Source organism: Streptomyces marincola, from assembly GCF_020410765.1.
Taxonomy (GTDB): Bacteria; Actinomycetota; Actinomycetes; order Streptomycetales; family Streptomycetaceae; genus Streptomyces; species Streptomyces marincola.
In genome coordinates, this window is record NZ_CP084541.1 from 1,339,320 (window position 1) to 1,358,975 (window position 19,656).

The following is a 19,656-nucleotide window of genomic DNA, read 5'->3' on the forward strand; positions in this document are numbered from 1 at the left end:
AACTCCTTCAAACGTTCCGCCCGTTTCAAGCGGATGAATCCCACTTTATGCGCCGCGCCACTGCCGCGCCGGGCCGGTCAGGAACGTAACAGCGCACCCCCGCTTTGGAAAGACCTTGCGGCAATTTTCTGCAAGTCCGTTGCGCGCCTCACGCCGGAAGCGCCGCGCGCCTCACGCACCGTGACACCGCGGGCACCGGAACGGTCAGGGCCGGTGCCGGATTCATACCTTCCGGGAAACTTCTCCCCTGCCCGGTGGGCACGGTGTGCCCCCTGGCGGTACAGTCCCGGACGTGACCGCACGGCTAGCCGACATCGCAGCCCAGGCGGGGGTCAGCGAAGCGACCGTCAGCCGGGTGCTCAACGGCAAGCCGGGAGTCGCCTCCGGCACCCGCGAATCCGTCCTGGCGGCTCTCGACCTGCTCGGGTACGAGCGCCCGGCGCGCCTCCAGAAGCGCAGCGCCGGCCTCGTCGGGCTGATCACGCCCGAGTTGGAGAACCCGATCTTCCCGGCGTTCGCGCAGGTCATCTGCCAGGCGCTGACCCGGCAGGGCTACACGCCCGTGCTCGCCACCCAGACCCCGGGCGGCTCGACCGAGGACGAGCTGACCGAGATGCTCGTGGAGCGCGGCGTCGCCGGCATCATCTTCATCTCGGGACTGCACGCGGACACCAGCGCCGACATGGGGCGTTACGAGCGGCTGCGCGGGCACGGGGTGCCGTTCGTCCTCATCAACGGCTTCTCGCCCAAGGTGCGGGCGCCGTTCGTCTCGCCCGACGACCGGGCCGCGATGCGGCTGGCCGTCACGCACCTCGGCTCCCTGGGGCACCGCAGGATCGGCCTGGCGCTCGGCCCCGCGCGGTTCGTCCCGGTGCGGCGCAAGATCGAGGGCTTCCTGCGCGCCATGGAGGACGAGGTGGCCACGCCGCCCGCCGCCGCGGAGCAGCTGGTCGAGCACTCCCTCTACACCCTGGAGGGCGGGCAGGCCGCCACCGTCGCGCTCCTCGACCGGGGCTGCACGGCTGTGATCTGCGCCAGCGACATGATGGCGCTCGGCGCGATCCGCGCGGCGCGGCAGCGCGGGCTCGCCGTGCCCGAGCACTGCTCGGTCATCGGGTTCGACGACTCGCCGCTGATCGCGTTCACCGATCCGCCGCTCACCACGATCCGCCAGCCGGTGCCCGCGATGGGCCAGGCCGCCGTCCGGGCGCTGCTCGAAGCGATCGGGGGCACGCCCGCGCCGCACAGCGAATTCGTGTTCATGCCCGAGCTGGTGGTGCGCGGCTCCACCGCGACCGCCCCCGTGATACAGCGCGCCTGACCGCGCCCGCGCCCCCGCGCCCGGCCGGGCCGGAACCGCCGCCGTCCGGGGCCGTCCCCGGGGCCGGTCTCAGGGGCGTCTCCTCCACTCGGTGTATACACCGGTGCCAGGACCAGACCGGAGGATGATCGGACGGCGAACGGCCTCTGGCAGACTGTTGGCCCATGGGGGCAACAAGCATCAGTCCGAAAGTTGAGCGAGTGGACCCGGCAGATCCCGTGACCGAGGACATCGAGGACCCTGCCGCCCCGGCCCCCAGGCGCCTGAGCACGCTGCGCGTCCCGAAGCGCCCCAGACTCTGGTTCGAACTGCTCCTCATCGCGCTCAGCTACGGCGTCTACTCGGTCATCCGCAACGCCGCGCCCACCCGCGTCGACAAGGCGCAGGAGAACGCCCGCTGGATCTGGGACGTCCAGGACGCGCTCGGGCTCGCGTTCGAACGCACGGTGAACCACGCCATCGAGGGCGTGACGTGGCTCATCGTGACAATGAACTACTACTACGCCACGCTGCACTTCGTGGTGACCATCGCCGTGCTGGTCTGGCTGTTCCGCAGCCACCCGGGGCGGTACGGCGCGACCCGGCTGGTGCTGTTCGCCACCACGGGCGTCGCGCTGCTCGGCTACTACTTCTACCCCCTCGCGCCGCCGCGGCTGATGGAGGGCATGGACTTCATCGACACCGCGAGCGTCCACAACACGTGGGGGTCGCTGTCCGCCGAGGGCAGCGCCATGGCCTCGGTGTCCAACCAGTACGCGGCCATGCCGTCCATGCACATCGGGTGGTCCCTGTGGTGCGGGATCACGATCTGCGTGCTCGCCGCGCCGCTGTGGCTGAAGGCGCTCGGCGTGCTCTACCCGGTGGTCACGCTGCTCGTGATCGTCGCGACCGCGAACCACTTCTGGCTGGACGCGGTCGGCGGCGTCCTGTGCGTCGCGTTCGGCTTCGCCGTGGCGCGCCTGTGGTACGGCAGGTCCTGCTTCCGGCTCCCGCGCCGCGTGGACGGGCCGGCGCCGGCCGGCCCCCGCGCCTCCTGACGGCCGCCGCCGCGCCCCCGGCCCGCCGCGGCGTCACGCGGGGGCGTCCTGCGGCCCGCGGCCGACGGGCAGCAGGTACTGGAGGGGCTGCGCCAGGTCGTCGAGGCCGAGCAGTTCGTGCGCCAGGTCGTCGCGGAATCCGCCGAGCGGCGTGGTCGCCAGGCCGAGCGCCGTGGCGGTCAGCAGCAGCGTCTGCGCCAGGTGGCCGGTCTCCAGCAGCCCGAGGCGCAGCGCGCGCAGCCCGTACCGCTGCCTGAGCCGGCCCAGGTCCACGTACAGGCCGAGGACGGCGGGAACGGCGTCGGGCACGATCGCGTCGGGGTCCTCCGGCGCGCGCGACAGGTAGGAGGAGAGCGAACGGACGTCGTCGAGCGCGGGCGCGGGCCCCACGCGCCGCAGGGCGCGCCGTTCGGGAACGCACTGGTAGGTGCCGGGCGCGAGGCCGTCGACCGACAGGGCCACGAGCCGGATGCCCGCGGTGTACAGGGCGCCCGCGCTCGGGTAGGGCCGGTGCCGCAGGAGCCCGCGCGTGCCGTCGGCGAGGCGCGGCGCGGAGGTGTGCCAGGAGGCGTGGGCCCGCCACAGCAGGGTCCCGAGGGTGGTCGCGGTCAACGGCCCCGTCAGCGCGCCGCGCACGGAGACCCGGCTCGCCAGCACCTCGCGCAGGGGCGTGTCGGGCAGCGGGCCGGCCGGCAGCGGCAGCAGGCCGGGCACCGGGGCGCCGCGTTCGCCGTCCGCGGCCTGCCGGTCGTCGGCTGCTCCCGCCGCGGGCGCCTGGGCCGGTGGGGGCGGGGGCAGCGGACGGGCCGCCGAGTCCTGCTCGCGGCCGATGTGGAACTTGCTGCGCTCCAGGTACCGCAGGTCGGGCGAGGCGTGCCCGCCGGGGAAGTAGGGGTCGCCGGCGTCCTCGCCCGCGGAGTCGAGCAGGGTGCGGGCGGCGAGCCGGCACACGGCCCGCTCCTCGTCCGGCGCGACGCCCAGCCGGTTCAGCAGCATGTGCAGCTGGGAAGCCCACACGCGGGGCCGCGCCCCGGCAGCGGGCCCGGCCCGCAGGGCCAGGTCGGCCGCGCGGACGCCGTCGTGCCAGTCCCGGGCGGCCTCGGGCCCGCCGCCCGCGCCCAGGGACTCCCACAGGGCCGCCGCGCGGCTGCCGAACGCCTCGCGCTGCGCCGCGTATACGTGGTTGACGCGCGCGTGCACGTGCCGGGGGGCGAGCAGGGGGACGCCCTCGACCCACCGCCAGCCGGCCGCGTGCCCGCGCAGCCAGCGCGCCGCGGCGAGCCGGTCCATGCCGCAGGCCAGGGCCGTGGCGTGGGCGAGGTCGATCGCGGCGGCCAGGCGCGCGCTGCCGCGCGGCGCCGAGGCGACGGCCCGCACGGCGACGCGGCTCGACAGCGCGAACACCTCCTCGGCCACCGGCAGGGCCGCCGGGCCGCCGTACCGGTCGGTCTCCGGCTCGTAGGGAACGGCGCGCACCTCTCCGTGCCGGCCCGTCCCGTCCGCCGCGCGCGGCCCGCCGTCCGCCGCGGCGGGCCGCCGCGCCGCCATCCGCGACAGGGCACCCGGCAGGCCGGCCGCCGCGTCCTGCGCCGGGTCCCGCACGCGGACGCGCAGGTGGGGCCCGCCCTCGTCGTACCGGATGAAGAACCAGGCCGAGGCGTCGCCCCGGGCGACGAGCCCGTCGAGGTGCGGTGCGAGGTCCTCGTGCAGCAGCGCGTCGGTCTCCTCGGGCGCGCACCGCAGGAAGCAGTGCAGGCTGAGCCAGGTGCCGGCGGCGGCGTTCCGCGCGGGCGTCGCATCGGCTGATTCGGTCACGCGGTGTCCTCGGCGGCTCGGCGGTCGGCGGTCGGTGTCCCGGCGGTCGTGCGCCGGGGACTTCGGCGGGACGGTCAGGGGAACGGGTGCGGGTGGAGGGCGAGTTCGTCGTGGCGCGGCACGCGGTCGGCGCGGCCCAGCCGGTGCGGCACCTCAAGGAGGCGCGGCAGGCCGCGGGTGCGGCGGTTGACGTGTCCGAACGTCATGGGCAGGGTGCCCGGCACGATGACCTTGGCCGTGTGCAGCCCGAGCCGTTCGCGGGCCCCTGGCAGGTCCTGGGGCACGACGACCACCTCCAGGCCCAGCGCCGCCAGGCGGCCGACGGTCGCGTCCAGGAGCGCGGCGGCGCCCGCGACCGGCGCGGGCGCGCCGGGCCAGACCTCGCGCCAGTCGGCCTCGGGGCCGCCCGCGAACAGGAACTCGATCCGGGGCCGCGCCTCGGGCAGGGTGTGCAGGGCCACGTGGTCGGCGAGCGTGGTGACCAGCTCGGGCCGTTCCAGCATGGGCCGCAGCCGCGCCGGGTCGAACAGGTCGGGCTCGGCCGCGTGCCGGTGCGGGGCGTTGACCACGTTGGTCACCACCTCGGCGACGGCGGAGCGGATCGCGGCGCGCGGGTCGTGGTGCGCGCCCGCCGCGAGGAACGCCTGCGGCGCGGCGGCCGGCTCGCCCCGGTGCAGGGCGGCCACGAGCACGGCGGGCACGCCGAGGTCGTTGGTCGCGTCGAACACGGTCACCCGGTAGCCGGCGAGCGCGGCGCGGTCGACGAGGGCCAGCGTGTCCTGGTCCTCGGGCAGGGCGACGCGGCGCAGCGGGGTCCTGGCGTACCAGGCCATGAGGAACGCGTCGCGCTCGGCGACCTCGAAAAGACCGAACAGGGCGGCCTCCTGCGGGCTGTTGCCCAGGCCGCAGCCGTTGGAACTCTCGTACACCACGCGGGGCCCGCCGGGGGCCGGGTCCCAGTAGGCGACGTGCTCCGGTACCGCCACGGCCCGGTCGCGGGTGAGGGACCAGCCGTGCACCCAGTCGAGTTCGAGGTCCGGCGTGTAGGGGACCGTGGCGGACGCGGGGTGGCCGTGGTGGGCCGGGTCGGGCAGGCCGAGCCGTTCCGGGTCGAGCGCGCGGTGCGGGCCGAGTTCCGCGAACGGGGCGCGCAGCACCGTCGCGTGGCCCGTGGGGGCCATGGAGGCGAGCCGTTCCGCCGCCTCGAAGAGCGCGACGCGCTCGCTGCTCGCGAAGTCCGCGGCGCGCCCGTAGCCGCCGTCGCGCAGGTGCCGCCCGTAGGTGACGTAGGCGCTGGTCAGGCTGTAGGCGGACTCCTCGGTGCGCAGGATCTGGTGCACGGGCCCGAAGCGCGCGTCGAGCAGTTCGCGCCGCAGCCCGGCGTTGTCCGTCCTCGCGTTCGGTGCGCGCAGCGTGGCCGGGTCGTGCGGCGGCCCCGGCCGGCGGCGCGCGGCCGGGCCGAAGGCCGCCTCGGCCACCTCGGGGCCCTCGGGCGGCAGCGGGCGGCACACGCGGCAGCCGGCCGTGGGCCGGAAGGCGTGCGTCGTCCAGGTGCCGCGCGCGCTGTGCACGACGTGCACGGCGGCAGGCTCCTGGTCGTCGCCTGCGGGCGGGTGCGCGGTGTCGCCCGCCGCCGCGAGCAGGCCGGCGGCCAGGGTGGCGACGGCGTCGGTGAAGGCGGGCGAGGGCCGCCCGGCGAGCCGCAGTTGCTCGCTGTCCCAGGGCACGCGCCCCCCGATGGTCGCCAGGCGCTGGTACTCGCCGCAGGCGGCGCAGCCGCGCGCGCCGGGCCGCAGGACCGGCCCCACGACGGTGAGGGCGCCGTCGCCGCGCACGGGGACCAGGGTGACCGGGTGGCGCAGCGCGTGGCGCGACAGGGCGGCGGCGGTGCCGAGCGACCACGCGTCGAGCACGACGACCGCCCGCCCCTCGGTGCGGGCGAGCGCGGCGTCCGCGTCCAGCGCGGTGACGCCGTGGCCGGCCAGGGCGCGCAGGAGCGGATCGGCGGCCGGGGTCACCGGGCGCCCTCCGCCGCCGGCACGCCGACGGGCGCGAGGTCGTGGCGTGCGCCGGGGGCCGGGTCGAGGGCCAGGACCGTCAGGCCCGACGCGTGCAACGCGGTCCACAGCTCGTGCTCGGGGCCGTCGGCCGGGTGCCGGGGAGCCCAGGGGGCCAGGCGCGGCGCGGCCGACGCGGCGAGCGCGGCCTGGAGGGCCGCCTCGCGGTCGGCCACCTCCGCGAGCCACCCGCTCGTCCAGCCCCGGTCCTCCCACGGCGCCCGGTCCCCGGTCGCGGCGAGCGGCGCGAGCGCGCCGCTGGGCAGGGCCAGGTGCGTCGCGTCCGCGGCCCGGTCACGGGCCTGGACGCGGACGGCGGCCGAGAGCGCCGCGAAGGCGACGGCGTCGGCCGCGGTCGCCTCGACGGCGGTGCCGAGCGGCCGGCCCGACCCGGGCGGCGGGGCGGGGGCGCGGGTGACGGGGGTGGCGGAAGTGACGGAAGTGGCGCGCACCACCGCGCGGAACGCGCCGGTGGAGCCGACCCGCCACAGGCCCAGCTCCGCGCGCGCCCCGAGCCTGCGGACCAGGACCGACCACCAGTGCCCGGCCTGGGGGTCCTCGGCCACGCACGGGCGCCAGTCGACCGGCGCCCCGCCGCCTTCCCCCTCGGCCGGGGCGTGCCGCGCCGCGTCCTCGCGCCCGACCGCGTCCTCGTGTCCGGCGGCGCGGCGCAGCGCGCGGCCCCGGGCGTGCCCGGGGTTCAGGCCCACGACGATGCCGGCCCGCTCGCCGCCGAGCCGCGACTCCGCGGCCCGGCACAGCGCTTCGAGGCGCGCCAGGTCGGGCCGCGCCGCGCCGGCGAGCAGGCGGCCGTGCGGCACGGCGCACGCGGCCAGCGCCACCGGCAGTTGGGGCAGAGCGCCGGGCGACGGCTCGTCCAGCACGCCGACGAGGGGGTCGCCGAGCACGGGCACCCGGGCCAGGGCCTCCGCGAGCGTGCGGGGCGCGGGGCCCGAGGGCGCGCGCTCACCGGCCGGCGGGGCCGGGCGCGGCCAGGTGCGGTACTCGCCGCGCAACGGCTCCTCCTCCGCGATCAGCACGGCGGGCAGCCAGGGCAGCAGGCGCGTGTCGCCCGCTTCCGCCGACGGGTCGCGCAGCCCGGCCGCCGCGCACAGCAGGCGCTGCGCCGCGCCTGCGGCCACCAGCGCCGTCAGGGCGGTTCCGGGCGGAACGCCGGTGTCCTGGACGTCCTGGATGTCCCGCTCCGCCAGCCGCGCGGCCAGCGCGCGGGCGTCGGCGCGGACCTGGGCCGGGCTGCCGACGGGGGTGACGAACCCGGTGCCGCCGCGCACGCCGGCCGCCACGGCCCGCACCTGCCGGCCGGTCGTGGCGGTCAGCAGCACCTGCCCCGCGGGCAGGTCGGGGCCGACCTCCTGAGCCGGGGCCGGGGCCCGGTCGGCGCCGCCGAGGGCGCGTTCGGCGGCGCGCGCGAGCGCGCCCGCCCGCTCGGCGGCGCGCACCTCGGTGTGCGTGCGGGCGAGGTGGGCGGCGGCGCGCCCTGGCCGGCCGGCGACCGTGTCGAGCCAGGGGGCGGCGGGCCCCGCCCCCGCGTGGGAGCGTGCGGTCAACAGGTCGTGCGCGCGCAGCTGTTCGATCAGGGTGACGAACGCGGCGCGCAGCGGCGAGCCGCGCGGGGTGTCGCGGGCGAGTGCCGTGCCGCCGTCCGTCGCCAGCGCGTGGTCCACGTGCCGCCAGAGGGCGGCGAGCGCCGGGCTGCCCTCCAGGGTGACGCTGGTGATCCAGCCCCTCAGGTGGACGCCGGACGCGAGCGCGGTCACCGCGACGCCGGGCCGCAGCCGCCATCGGGGCAGCTCGTCAAGCGCGTCGGGGGGCGCGGCGGCGGCGGACGCCAGGACCGCCCCGTCCGTCCCGGGGCCGTCCCCGCCCGTCGCCCGGCCGTCCGCGCGGGGGGCGTTCGCGGACCGCCCGGTGCGCCGCCCCGGCGGCGGGCCGCCGGCGTTCACGCGTCACGCCCGGGCCGGTAGGTCTCCACGGCGAGTTCGACGGCGGGGCCGCCCCCGGCGGCTCCCGGTACGGGCAGCGCCTCCTCGACCACGACGCCGTGCGGGTGCCTGGCCAGCCACTTGCCGAGGCAGCGCAGGTGCAGGGCGTTCCCCAGGTCGACGAACTGCGGTTTCCTGCGGTCGAGCGCGGCCAGCAGGCCGTCCGTGAGGCCGGTGCCCCCCGGCTCCGGCACGGCGTGCAGGAAGACGTGCTCGGGAACGCCGAGCAGCGCGCGCCACTTCGCGGCCGTGGCCGCGGGAACGTCGGCGTCGGCGGCGAGTTCGGCGCGCAGCGCCGCGACGCTGCCGGCCGCCAGGTGCCAGCGGCCGCGGCGCAGCACTACGTGGCCGTGCCGCAGCCTGGGCGTCCGCACCAGGTGGCCGCCGGGGACGGCCGAGGTGTGCCGGGGCACGAGCGCGGAGAAGTCGGTGGTGCCGTGCGGGTGGTCGGTCAGCAGGGGCGCCAGGCGCGGGGGCAGCAGCACGGGGGCGAACACCCCCGCGTAGAGCACGTCGAGCGGCTCGCCCGTGGCGCGCACCCGGACCCGCACCTCGTCGGTGCGCGGGTCGTGGGCGAGTTCGATGTCGTCGGGGCCGAGCGAGGCGCGCGAGGAGTCGGGGCCGATCTCGTCCGGCGCGAACAGCGGGTGCAGGTTCGCGTTGAAGCCGCTGACCGGGCGCACCTGCGCGATCCGCGCGCCGGGGCGCGTGGCCGCGCGCACCGCCGCCGCGGTCGCCCTGGCCGCCGCCGGGTCGAGGGCGGCGAGGAAGCGGCTGGTGAAGCGGCCCCACCCGCCGTAGACCTGGTTGACGGCCAGCAGCCCGTCCGTTCCGCGCTGGACGAACCACGTGTAGGAGACCGGGCGTCGCAGCACGGCCTCGGGTAACCGGCGGCCGAGGTCCGCGACGAGGCCGGCGGGCAGGACGGCGTCCCGCCCGGGGTCGCCGTCGTGCGCGGCCAGGACGGCGGACACCAGGTCGGCGCGCGGCGCCGCGAGCGGGTCGGCCGCGTCGCCCTCCGGCGCGCGGGCGGCCTGCTGCCACGCCGCGAACGCCTCGGCGCCGAAGTCCCACACCTGCGCGCAGGTGCCGCCCTCGCCGTACCGGGCGACGAACCGGTCCCTGACGAAACGGCGCAGGGCCGGGCCGACGTCGAACAGCTCTGCGATGTGGGCGAGTTCGCCCAGGGCCTGGTGGTCGCGGCGGTCGAGGGCGCCGGCCAGCGGGACAGGGCGGCGGACCACGACGTCCTCGGAGAGCACGGAGAGGGCCGACGCGGAGGGGCCGACGGGTCGGCCGACGTCGTCGAGCAGGGTGCCCCAGCGGTCGCGGAGGGTGGCGAGCAGCGCGGCCCGGCGTTCCGGCGGCGCGGTGCGGAACGCGCCGGTGGCCTCGGCTATCTCCGCGATGCGGTCGGCCAGTCGCAGGTCCTCCGGCGTGCCGCCGCGCTCGCGCAGCCAGCGGGCGAGGCGGGGCAGCGGGTCGGGGTCCTGCGGGTCGAACGGTTCGACGGGCACCAGCAGCCCCGCCGCGCGCACGCGGTCGAGGAACGCGCGGGCCTCCGCGCGGCGTTCCGGTCCGCCGAGCGCGTCGGCCAGGGTGTCGAGGGCGGCCGGTGCGGCGGCCAGCTCCGCGAGGCGGCGCAGCGGCTGCGTGGCGGCGAGGGTGACCTCGTCGTCCTCGACGGCGAGGAACCTGGCGGCCGTCCAGGCCGTGCGGGCGCGGGCGAAGGTGGCGCGGTCGCCGTCCAGCCGGGGGCCGCTGCACATCCGGTGCGGCAGCAGGGCGCCGCGGCGCGGCGACGCGAACAGGGCCGCGCTCAGGGTGTCGACCAGGGTGCGGTTCGGGCGGACCACGGCGGTGGCGTCCCGGGCCGGCAGGGAGATGCCGCCACGGGCGGCGGGCGGCGGCCCGTCGGCCGGGGGCGGCAGCGCGCCCCAGCCGACGGCGGCGAACCACGACAGCGGGGTGGTGCGGGCCACGGCACGGGCCGCGTAGCGCAGCACGCCGGCCTCTTCCTTCCTGGCCCTGCGGTCCTCGCGGCCCGTGCCCGCGCGCAGCACCGCGCGCAGCAAGTCGGCGCTGGTGAACGAGGCGGCCCGCTGGAACGCCGGCTCCCGGCACAGCGCCGCGAGCGCCGCGCGGTCCTCCGCGAGCGCCTCGGGGCCCGCGGCGCGCAGGGCGGCGAGCAGGTGGGCGCGGCGTTCCGACAGCGCGAGCCAGGCGCGCAGTTCTGGCAGGCGGCCGGGCAGGTCGCCCAGCCGTTCGAGGGTTGCGGCGCGCGGGGGGCGCCCGTTGTGCAGGGCGCGGCGCAGGGGCAGCACGACGGCGCGGTGGAAGTCCTGCGAGTGGCCCGCGCGGCTCGCGTGGAGGGCGTCGCCCAGGGCGGGCGCGAGCGCGGCGAGTCGGCGTTCGGCCTCGGTGAGTTCGGCGAGGCGGGCGCGGAAGACGGCGGCGGCCTGGCCTTCCGGGGGCCGGGCCGCCAGCGTGGCGCGGACCAGGGCGCCGGGGGCGAGACGCGCGGCCGGGGCCGCGGGTGCGGGAACGTCGGGAACGGCGGGTGCGGGAACGGCGGGCGCCGGCTCGGCGCGGTCGGCCGGCCGGGTCTCGGTGCGGGGCTCAGGGGCGGTGGGCGTCACGTGGGTCCCGTCGGCGGGCGCGGGCGGCTGGGCGGGCGCACCTCCGGCGGCGCCGGGCGAAGCGCCCGGGAACCGCCGGAGGTCCGAGGTGTCCTCGTGTCACATCAGGCCGTGTGTCGGCGGCTGCACGCTGCAACCGCTGCACGCCGCACAAGAGGTGGACGACGAGGAGGAGAGGGAGTACGTGGACTCCCCGATGCCCGCGGTGTCGCGCATGGCGGTGACCGTGATCTCACCGAGGTCGAGGCCGTCGAGGTCGAACGACGCCGGTGTGTCGCGAGATGTCATGTGCCCTCCTGGGCAGTTCGTCGCATGGTCACGATTCGGTGAACCGAGGCGGCAGTCTAGCCCGCGTCTTCACACAGCGGGAGAGTGCGTGAAGGTCGAGTAACCGCGCAAGTCTCCGCGATTACCGGAGAGTTGACGGAGCCCGCGACACCGCGGGCAGCCCTTTGCCGACGTGGCGGGAATGGGGAGCGTGAAGCCCGGTCCCCGGGACCGCCGCCGAACCCGCAGGACCCGCGGGACCCCCAGAAATCAGCCCTCGTAGAAGAGGCGTTCCACCACGGCCCTGGCCCGGCGGGTGACGCGCCGGTAGTCGTCCAGCATGCGGCCGACCGCGCCCGGCTCGTAGCCGAGGTAGCGGGCGACGGCCGCGGCCTCGCGGGTGTCGGCGGGGAAGGTGTCGAGCGGCCGGCCGCGGACCAGCATCACGGCGTTGCGGACGCGCGAGGCCAGGACCCACGCCTCGTCGAGCACTTCGGCGTCCGTGCCGTCGAGCAGGCCAGCGGCGGCGGCCTCGGCCAGCGCGCGGCGGGTGCGGGTGGTGCGCAGCGCGGGCACCTCGCGGGCGTGCCGCAGCTGGAGCAGCTGGACGGTCCACTCGATGTCCGACAGGCCGCCGCGGCCGAGCTTGGTGTGCGTGGTGGGGTCGGCGCCGCGCGGCAGCCGTTCGGCCTCCATCCGGGCCTTGAGCCGCCTGATCTCGCGGACGGCGTCGTCCGCGAGCCCGCCCTCCGGGTAGCGCAGCGGGTCGACGAGGTCCATGAAGCGCGCGCCGAGTTCCGGGTCCCCCGCGACGGGTTCGGCGCGCAGCAGCGCCTGGCTCTCCCAACTCAGCGACCAGCGGCGGTAGTAGGCGGCGAAGCTGGCCAACGAGCGGACCAGCGGCCCGTTCCTGCCCTCGGGCCGCAGGCCGGTGTCGACGACGAGCGGCGGGTCGACGCTCGGCAGGTGCAGCAGCCGGATCAGCTCGTTGGCGATGGCGAACGCGGCCTGTGCGGCGGACTGTTCGTCGGCGCCCGGCAGCGGGTCGTGGACGAAGACGATGTCCGCGTCCGAGCCGTAGTTCAGTTCGTGGCCGCCGAACCGGCCGAAGGCGATCACGGCCAGGCGCGTGGGCGGCTCCTCGCCCCGCGCCGCGACGGCGGCGGCGAGCACGCCGCCCAGGGTGGCGGCGTTGATGTCGCTGAGCGCGTCGCCGACCCGGTCGAGTACGCGGCCCGGGGCCCCGGCCCCGGTCTGCTCCCCCGGCGCGTAGGCGTCGATGATGTCGGCCGCGGCGGTGCGGAACAGTTCGCGGCGGCGCACGCCGCGGGCGAAGGCCGCGGCGCCCTCGGCGGACTCGGAGCGGCGGACGGCGGCCCTGATCTCCTGGGTCAGCGCAGCCGGCGGGCGCGGCCTGAGCCCGACCGGGTCGCCGAGCAGGGCCACCGCCTCGGGGGCGCGCAGCAGCAGGTCGGGCGCCAGGCGCCCGGCGGACAGCACGCGGGCCAGGTTCTCGGCCGCGGCGCCCTCGTCGCGCAGCAGCCGCAGGTACCAGGGGCTGGCGCCGAGCGCGTCGGACACCTTGCGGAAGCCGAGCAGTCCGGCGTCCGGGTCGGCGGAGTCCGCGAACCGGTCGAGCAGGACGGGCAGCAGGGTGCGCTGGATGGCCGCCTTGCGCGAGACGCCGGAGGCCAGGGCGCTCAGGTGGCGCAGGGCGGCGACGGGGTCGGCGTAGCCGAGGGCGACGAGGCGTTCGCGCGCGGCGTTCTCGCCCAGACCCACCCCGCCCGCGTCGAGGCGCGCGACGGCGTCGAGCAGCGGCCGGTAGAACAGCTTCTCGTGCAGGCGGCGCACGGCCGCGGTGTGGCGGCGCCAGGCCGCGGTCAGTTCCCTGACCGGCTCGCCGGTGAACCCGAGCGAGCGGCCGAGCCGCCGCAGGTCGGCCTCGTCGGTGGGCATGAGGTGGGTGCGGCGCAGGCGGTGCAGCTGGAGGCGGTGCTCGGCGGTGCGCAGGAAGCGGTAGGAGGCGTCGAGGGACGCGGCGTCCTGGCGGCCGACGTAGCCGCCGGCGGCCAGCGCGGCCAGGGCGTCGAGCGTGGTGGCGCTCGGGATGCCGTCGGCGTCGCCGAGGGGCCCGGGGCGCAGGGCGGTGTCGGTGCGGCCGTGGACGAGTTGGAGCAGCTGGACGGCGAACTCGACGTCGCGCAGGCCGCCAGGGCCGAGCTTGAGTTCGCGTTCGGCCTGGCCGGCCGGGATGGACTGCTCGACGCGGCGCCGCATGGCCTGCACGTCGGGGACGAAGTTCTCCCGTTCGACCGCCCGCCACACCAGGGGGGCGACGGCCGCGCAGTAGTCCTCGCCGAGCGCCGCGTCGCCGGCCACGGGGCGGGCCTTGAGCAGGGCCTGGAACTCCCAGGTCTTCGCCCAGCGGCGGTAGTAGGCGAGGTGGCTGCTGAGGGTGCGCACCAGGGGGCCGTTGCGGCCCTCGGGGCGGAGGTTGGCGTCCACCGGCCAGATCGTCCCCTCGCCCGTGGTCTCCGAGCACAGCCGCATCAGGTGCGAGGCGAGCCGGGTCGCCGCCTGGAGGGCGGGGCCCTCCTCGGTGCCCTCGGCGGGCTCCGCGACGAAGACGACGTCCACGTCGGAGACGTAGTTCAGCTCCCGGCCGCCGCACTTGCCCATGCCGATGACGGCGAGCCGGCAGCGGGCCGCGTCCTCGGGCGCGGCCTCGGCCGCCAGGCGCAGCGCGGCGCGCAGCGTCGCGGTCGCCAGGTCGGCCAGCTCGGCCGCAGCCTCGGCGAAGCCGGTGGTGCCGGTGATGTCGCGGGCGGCGATGGTCAGCAGGGCCCTGCGGTAGCGCACGCGCAGCGCGTCGGGGTCGTCGGCCGGCGCGAGCGCGGCCTCGAACTCGGGCGTGCCCGGGTGCAGGTCGGCCGTCTCGAACGCGACGAGGGACCGCCAGTCTCCCGGGTGGCGGGCGAGGTGGTCGGCGAGCCCTTCCGATGCGCCGAGCACGGCGAGCAGCCGGTCCCGCAGCGGCTTGGCGGCCAGGAGGGTGTCGAGCAGCAGGGTGCGTTCCGCCTCCGGCTGCGCCTCGGCCAGCCGGACGAGTCCGCGCAGCGCGAGGTCGGGGTCGGCGGTGGCGCCGAGCGCGTCGAGCAGGACGCCGTCCGCCGCCGCCTGGCCGAGCGCGGGCGCGTCGAGCAGCCGCGTCGCGGCCGTGGGATCGGTGAACCCCCGGCGCAGGAGTTGTCCGAAGCGGCTGTCCCTTCGCCCACCGACCGGCACGTCGCAAGTCCCCTCTGTGGCGGTGTCCCGCTTGGTCAGCGGGGCCGGCATGCGGGGCCGGCCCCGCATAGAGAGTAGCCAGCGCGGCGGCGGCGCGGGCACGGCAGCCGGGCGCGGCGCCTTCCGCGCTTGACGGATGCGCCCGGCGCTGCCTACGTTCGGCCGGCACCGCGCACCTTGCCCCGAACGGACGGCCGCCCATGTTCCGATGCCCCTGCCCCGCCGGACCGCTTCCCGGACGGCCCGCGCGGTGACGGCGGTGCTGTGGCTCGGCGCGGCCGGCGCGTGGCTGTTCGTCGTCACCTTCCTCGTGGACGGCTGGACCCGCCCCGGGTACCACCCCGTCAGGCACGCCGTCAGCGCGCTGGCGCTCGGCCCGCGCGGCTGGCTCCAGGTGGCGAACTTCGTCGTCTGCGGCGCGGCGGTCACGGCGGGCGCGGTCGCCCTCGCTGCCACCGGGGGCAGCGTGCTGCTCGCGGTGCTGATCGGGGTGTTCGGCGTGGCGCTGGTCGCGTCGGGCGTGTTCCCGATGGACGCCATGCGGGGCTATCCGCCGGGCGCGCCCGAGGGGACGCCGGAGGAGACCTCGTGGCGCCACCGGCGGCACGACGAGGCCGGGGTCGTCGTCTTCTTCTCCCTGCCCGTCACGGCGGTCGTCGCCGCGTTCGTGCTGGACGGGGTGGTGTGGCAGACGTACTCGGTGCTGACGGGGGCCGTCATGCTGGTGGCCGCGCTCGCGTTCGGGCAGGCGTGGGAGAACGACCACCCGAGGACCGGCCTCGTCCAGCGCGCGGCGATCGTCGTCGGCTGGCTCTGGCTCGGCCTGCTGTTCGCCCACGCGGCCCGGTAGCCGGGGCGGCCCGGTGGCCGGACCGCGGGGCGCCGGAACGCCCGCGCGGGCGTTCCGGCCTACAGCACCGGCAGGTTCTTCCGCAGCTCGAACGCGGTCACCTCGGAGCGGTACTCCTCCCACTCCTGGCGCTTGTTGCGCAGGAAGAAGTCGAAGACGTGCTCGCCCAGGGTCTCGGCGACGAGTTCGCTGTGCTGCATGAGGTGGATGGCCTCGCCCAAGTTCTGCGGAAGGGGCTCGATCCCCAGGGCGCGGCGTTCGCGGTCGGACAGGGCCCAGACGTCGTCCTCGGCGCCGGCCGGCAGCTCGTAGTCCTCCTCCACGCCCTTCAGCCCCGCGGCGAGCAGGACCGCGTAGGCGAGGTAGGGGTTGGCGCCCGAGTCGAGCGAGCGGACCTCGACGCGGGTCGAACCCGTCTTGCCCGGCTTGTACATGGGGACGCGGATGAGCGCGGAGCGGTTGTTGTGGCCCCAGCAGATGTAGGAGGGCGCCTCGCCGCCGGCGCCCGCGGTGCGCTGGCTGCCGCCCCAGATCCGCTTGTAGGAGTTGACCCACTGGTTGGTGACGGCGGAGATCTCGCCCGCGTGCCGCAGCAGCCCGGCGATGAACGAGCGCCCGACCTTGGACAGCTGGTACTCGGCGCCGGTCTCGTGGAACGCGTTGCGGTCGCCCTCGAACAGCGAGAGGTGGGTGTGCATGCCGGAGCCGGGGTATTCCGAGAACGGCTTGGGCATGAACGTCGCCTGCACGCCCTGCTCCAGCGCGACCTGCTTCATCACCAGGCGGAACGTCATGATGTTGTCGGCCGTCGACAGCGCGTCGGCGTAGCGCAGGTCGATCTCCTGCTGGCCGGGGGCGCCCTCGTGGTGGGAGAACTCCACGGAGATGCCCATGGATTCGAGCATGGTGATGGCCTGCCGCCTGAAGTCCATGCCGATGTTCTGCGGGGTGTGGTCGAAGTAGCCGGAGGTGTCGGCCGGGGTGGGCGGCGTGCCGTCCACGGGCTTCTCGTTGAGCAGGAAGAACTCGATCTCGGGGTGGGTGTAGAAGGTGAAGCCGAGGTCGGAGCTCTTGGCCAGGGCGCGCTTGAGCACGTACCTGGGGTCGGCGTAGGACGGGGAGCCGTCGGGCATCAGGATGTCGCAGAACATGCGGGCCGTGCCGGGGGATTCGGCGCGCCAGGGCAGGATCTGGAACGTGCTGGGCGCGGGCTTGGCGATCATGTCGGACTCGTGGACGCGGGCGAAGCCCTCGATGGCCGAGCCGTCGAACCCGATCCCCTCGTCGAACGCCTGTTCAAGTTCGGCGGGGGCGACGGCGACGGATTTGAGGAAGCCGAGCACATCGGTGAACCACAGGCGCACGAACCGGATGTCCCGCTCCTCCAGCGTGCGGAGCACGAACTCCTGCTGCTTCTCCATTTCCACCCATTCCTCGCTGGTCGGACGGCTTCGTCCCCGGGCCGCGGGCCGCCATGGGCCCCGAGCATCCCAGCACGGGATTTCGAGGGCGTTGCGCGTGCGCGACCGGGGCGGCCCAGGTCCATTGTGGGGCACCGGCGCCCGGGCGGCCGACTTGACCTTTGGCCAAGGATGCACGGCCCCGGCTCCGCCCGGGGCGGCGGGGCCGGCCGCAGGTCAGCGCCGGTCGGGGCGACGCCGCGCACCGCGCGCCGGCCGGGCCGGCGGGCTCGTTCGGAGGAGGTTTCGGCAACCGCCTGCGACACGCGCCCACCGCGCTCTACTCTCCCAGTCACCCGGTGCGCCGCGCCCGTGACCCAATGTCACCGCGCCCGCCGGCGTGCCACCGGGCGGTGCCGGGACCCGACCGCCGCCGGGCCCGTCCGTTCCGTACCCGGCGCCGTTTCCCCGCCGTTCCCGCCCGCAGCCCTCGCCCGCAGCCCCACGTCCCAAGGAGCGCCACGTGACCCCGCCCCCGCCCGATCCGCCCCCGGCAGGCCCGAGGGCCGCCCCTCCGCCGGGCTGCCCGGCGCACGGCCTCGGCCCCGGCGGGGTGCAGCGGCTGTACGGCCGCGCGGCGTCCGCGGCCCCGGCCGCGCTGTACGAACGGCTGCGGGCGCGGCACGGCGCGGTGGCCCCGGTCCTGCTGGAGGGCGACGTGCCCGGGTGGCTCGTCCTCGGCTACCGCGAGGTGCTCGAAGTGACCCGCGATCCGCACCGCTTCAGCCGCGACGGGCGCAACTGGACGGAGTGGCGGCGCGGGCGGGTCCTGCCCGACTCCCCCATCGCGCCCGTCCTGCTGTGGGGCCCCGACTGCACCCACGTGGACGGCGCCGCGCACCAGCGGCTGCGCGGCGCGGTGCACGAGAGCCTCCAGCGCTTCGACCGCGGGGCGCTGCGCCGCTGGACGCGGACGGCCGCCCACGGGCTGATCGACCGCTTCGCCGCGGACGGGCGGGCCGACCTGCTCGGCCAGTACGCGCGCGTGGCGCCGACGCTGACGCTCACGCGCCTGCTCGGCGTGCCTGGGCCGCTCGGGCCCGGGCTCGCGGAGGCGAGCCGCCAGCTGCTGACCGGCACGGAACGGGCCGTCACCAGCGACCGGCACATCCAGCAGGTGCTGCACCGGCTGGTGCTCAGCCGCCACGAGGCGCCGGGGCACGACCTGGCGTCCTGGCTGATCGCCCACCCGGCCGCGCTCTCGGACGACGAGGTCAAGCACCACCTGCGGCTGGTGCTCGTGGCGGCCAACGAGTCCACCACCAACCTCGTCGCGAACGTCCTGCGGCTCGTTCTCGTGCACCCGGTGTTCCGCGGCTCCCTGCTGGACGGGCGGATGACGCTGTCGGAGGCGGTCGAGCAGGTGCTGTGGGACGAGCCGCCGATCGCGGTGTGCCCGGGCGGGTTCGCGCTGCGCGACACCGACCTCGGCGGTCGCCGCATCCGCGGGGGCGACGTGCTGCTCCTCGGCCTCGCCGCGGCCAACGCCGATCCCCTGGTCCGGCCCCGGGCCGGCACGCCCATGCACGGCAACCGCTCCCACCTGGCGTTCACCAGCGGCCCGCACGAGTGCCCCGGGCAGGACATCGGCCGGGCCATCGCCGAGACGACGATCGAGGTGCTGCTCTCCCGGCTGCCCGACCTGGCGCCCGCCGTGGCGGCGGGCGAGCTGACCTGGTCGTCCTCGACCTGGTCCCGGCGCCTGGACGCGCTCCCCGTGGTGTTCACGCCGCGCCCGGCCGGGGAGCGCGTGGGTCAGGCGACCGGCGCCGGCCGTGCGGGCGGTCCCGGGGGCGCGGGCGGCACTCGGCCGGCTGCGGGGCCGGTGCCCCCCGGCCCGCCGCCGGGGGCGCCCCGGCCGCCGGGCGCGCCGTCCCCGTCGTCCTCGCCCGCGCCGGGGGCGCCGCCCGGCGCGTAGCGCCCGGAGAGCGCGCCCCAGCGGCCGTTGGCGGCCATCCAGGACCGCAGCCCGTCCGCGTAGGCCGCCACGGCCGCACCGCCCGCCGCGTCGAGCCGCAGGTCGCGGCACAGGCCGGGCAGGCGCCCTGCCACGGTCCCGAACAGCCGGGCCCGCTCCTCGACCAGGGCGGCCACGTGCGCGATCGCCTCGGCGCGCGAGCAGCGCAGGGCGCGCTGCCTGACCAGGAGCAGATTGTGCGGATCGCCGCCGGCCTCCTCGCGTTCCACGGAGTGCACGTCGTTGCACAGCAGGATGATGTCGCCCGCGCACCGCGTCAGGGTGCGCACCTCGCGGCTCCAGTAGGCCGCGGGCGGCACCTCGAAGTGCCCGGCGCGCTCGATCAGGTCGAAGCACGGCGCGGTGCCCACCGCGTCGCGCCGCACGGCCAGGTAGGACGCCTCGGTCAGCCGGACGCCGAGGGACCGGTTGAGCGCCTCGGTCACGTAGGCGCGGAAGAAGCGCGTGAGGTGGCCGGCGGCCCGGTGCCGCCAGGCCGGCGACATGCCCTCGGCGCCGCGCCGCCACACGTCCCGGTAGGCGCGCGTCACCGGCAGGTCGAGCAGCAGCCGGGCGTCCGGGGCGCGGTAGGGGATGGCGGCGAGTTCGGTGCACAGCCGCGCGGCGCGGTCCGGCTGCCGGCCCGCGGGCCCGGCGAACTGGTCGTCCAGCGGGAAGCCGAGGCACACCGCGTCCGTGACGAGGTCGAGGTCGGCGCCGCGGGCGTCCGGGTAGGCGGTGGCGGCCAGCTCCGTCAGCAGCCAGCCGCGGTAGCGGCGCAGGGCGGGCGCGCCGCGCACGAGGCCGAGTCCTGCCGCCCAGCCCAGGTGCCGCTCGCGCGCGCGGTCCGCCTCCGGGTTGGTCCTCGGCTGGAAGGGCAGGAAGAAGCTGACGTCCTGCGGCATGCCACCCCTCCGGCATGGACGGCGCTGCGACGGGCCTTCCGGGGTGCCTTGCCCCGG

The 19,656-nt window shown here is 77.1% G+C and carries 11 protein-coding genes and 1 pseudogene; 4 read left to right on the forward strand and 8 right to left on the reverse strand.

Annotated elements, in window-relative coordinates; translation table 11 throughout:
* The first annotated feature begins 292 nt into the window (after positions 1–292).
* Together LC193_RS05755 and LC193_RS05760 are read left to right on the forward strand one after the other, a co-directional pair.
* Positions 293–1,321: a LacI family DNA-binding transcriptional regulator gene (locus LC193_RS05755; RefSeq protein WP_226072160.1), complete on the forward strand. Its 1,029-nt coding sequence runs from the start codon at positions 293–295 to the stop codon at positions 1,319–1,321.
* A 164-nt stretch (positions 1,322–1,485) separates the two neighbouring features.
* A complete protein-coding gene (locus LC193_RS05760; protein WP_404819355.1) occupies positions 1,486–2,358 on the forward strand; it encodes a phosphatase PAP2 family protein in 873 nt (290 codons plus the stop codon).
* A 33-nt stretch (positions 2,359–2,391) separates the two neighbouring features.
* Here LC193_RS05760 and LC193_RS05765 read toward each other — a convergent pair whose 3' ends face one another.
* The 6 genes from LC193_RS05765 to LC193_RS05790 form a co-directional block, all read right to left on the reverse strand.
* On the reverse strand, positions 2,392–4,173 hold the full coding sequence (locus tag LC193_RS05765; RefSeq protein ID WP_226072164.1) for a thiopeptide-type bacteriocin biosynthesis protein: 1,782 nt from the start codon (positions 4,171–4,173) through the stop codon (positions 2,392–2,394).
* A gap of 74 nt (positions 4,174–4,247) precedes the next feature.
* Positions 4,248–6,191, reverse strand: a complete 1,944-nt coding sequence (locus LC193_RS05770) for a TOMM precursor leader peptide-binding protein (RefSeq protein ID WP_226072166.1) — start codon at positions 6,189–6,191, stop codon at positions 4,248–4,250.
* Positions 6,188–8,194 (reverse strand): hypothetical protein, encoded by a 2,007-nt coding sequence (locus LC193_RS05775; RefSeq protein WP_226072170.1) that lies wholly within the window; start codon positions 8,192–8,194, stop codon positions 6,188–6,190. The genes LC193_RS05770 and LC193_RS05775 overlap by 4 nt, the downstream gene beginning before the upstream one ends.
* On the reverse strand, positions 8,191–10,872 hold the full coding sequence (locus LC193_RS05780; protein WP_226072172.1) for a lantibiotic dehydratase: 2,682 nt from the start codon (positions 10,870–10,872) through the stop codon (positions 8,191–8,193). Before LC193_RS05780 ends, LC193_RS05775 begins: the two co-directional genes overlap by 4 nt.
* A gap of 99 nt (positions 10,873–10,971) precedes the next feature.
* Entirely contained in the window at positions 10,972–11,160 is a 189-nt protein-coding gene (locus LC193_RS05785) for a thiazolylpeptide-type bacteriocin (RefSeq protein WP_226072174.1), read from the reverse strand.
* A gap of 249 nt (positions 11,161–11,409) precedes the next feature.
* Positions 11,410–14,427: a bifunctional [glutamine synthetase] adenylyltransferase/[glutamine synthetase]-adenylyl-L-tyrosine phosphorylase gene (locus LC193_RS05790; protein WP_226072176.1), complete on the reverse strand. Its 3,018-nt coding sequence runs from the start codon at positions 14,425–14,427 to the stop codon at positions 11,410–11,412.
* Between the two features lie 208 nt (positions 14,428–14,635).
* Here LC193_RS05790 and LC193_RS05795 point away from each other — a divergent pair, with 208 nt between their 5' ends.
* Entirely contained in the window at positions 14,636–15,277 is a 642-nt protein-coding gene (locus LC193_RS05795; RefSeq protein ID WP_226072178.1) for a DUF998 domain-containing protein, read from the forward strand.
* Between the two features lie 59 nt (positions 15,278–15,336).
* On the opposite strand, the gene glnA is transcribed toward LC193_RS05795, so the two are convergent.
* Positions 15,337–16,698, reverse strand: coding sequence for a type I glutamate--ammonia ligase (gene glnA / locus LC193_RS05800; RefSeq protein WP_086160984.1), 1,362 nt, complete (start codon positions 16,696–16,698; stop codon positions 15,337–15,339).
* 502 nt (positions 16,699–17,200) lie between these two features.
* Between glnA and LC193_RS05805 the strand changes: the two genes are divergently transcribed.
* On the forward strand, positions 17,201–18,655 hold the full coding sequence (locus tag LC193_RS05805) for a cytochrome P450 (protein WP_226072181.1): 1,455 nt from the start codon (positions 17,201–17,203) through the stop codon (positions 18,653–18,655).
* A 161-nt stretch (positions 18,656–18,816) separates the two neighbouring features.
* Here LC193_RS05805 and LC193_RS05810 read toward each other — a convergent pair.
* Positions 18,817–19,599, reverse strand: a pseudogene (locus tag LC193_RS05810) (terpene synthase family protein); the annotation flags it as partial.
* Between the last annotated feature and the right edge of the window lie 57 nt (positions 19,600–19,656).

Excerpts from the sequence above, each read along its gene's own strand:
- LC193_RS05760 (WP_404819355.1), top strand. The coding sequence starts at position 1,486 with ATGGGGGCAACAAGCATCAGTCCGAAAGTTGAGCGAGTGGACCCGGCA.
- LC193_RS05795 (WP_226072178.1), top strand. The coding sequence starts at position 14,636 with ATGCCCCTGCCCCGCCGGACCGCTTCCCGGACGGCCCGCGCGGTGACG.
- glnA (WP_086160984.1), bottom strand. The coding sequence starts at position 16,698 with ATGGAGAAGCAGCAGGAGTTCGTGCTCCGCACGCTGGAGGAGCGGGAC.
- LC193_RS05785 (WP_226072174.1), bottom strand. The coding sequence starts at position 11,160 with ATGACATCTCGCGACACACCGGCGTCGTTCGACCTCGACGGCCTCGAC.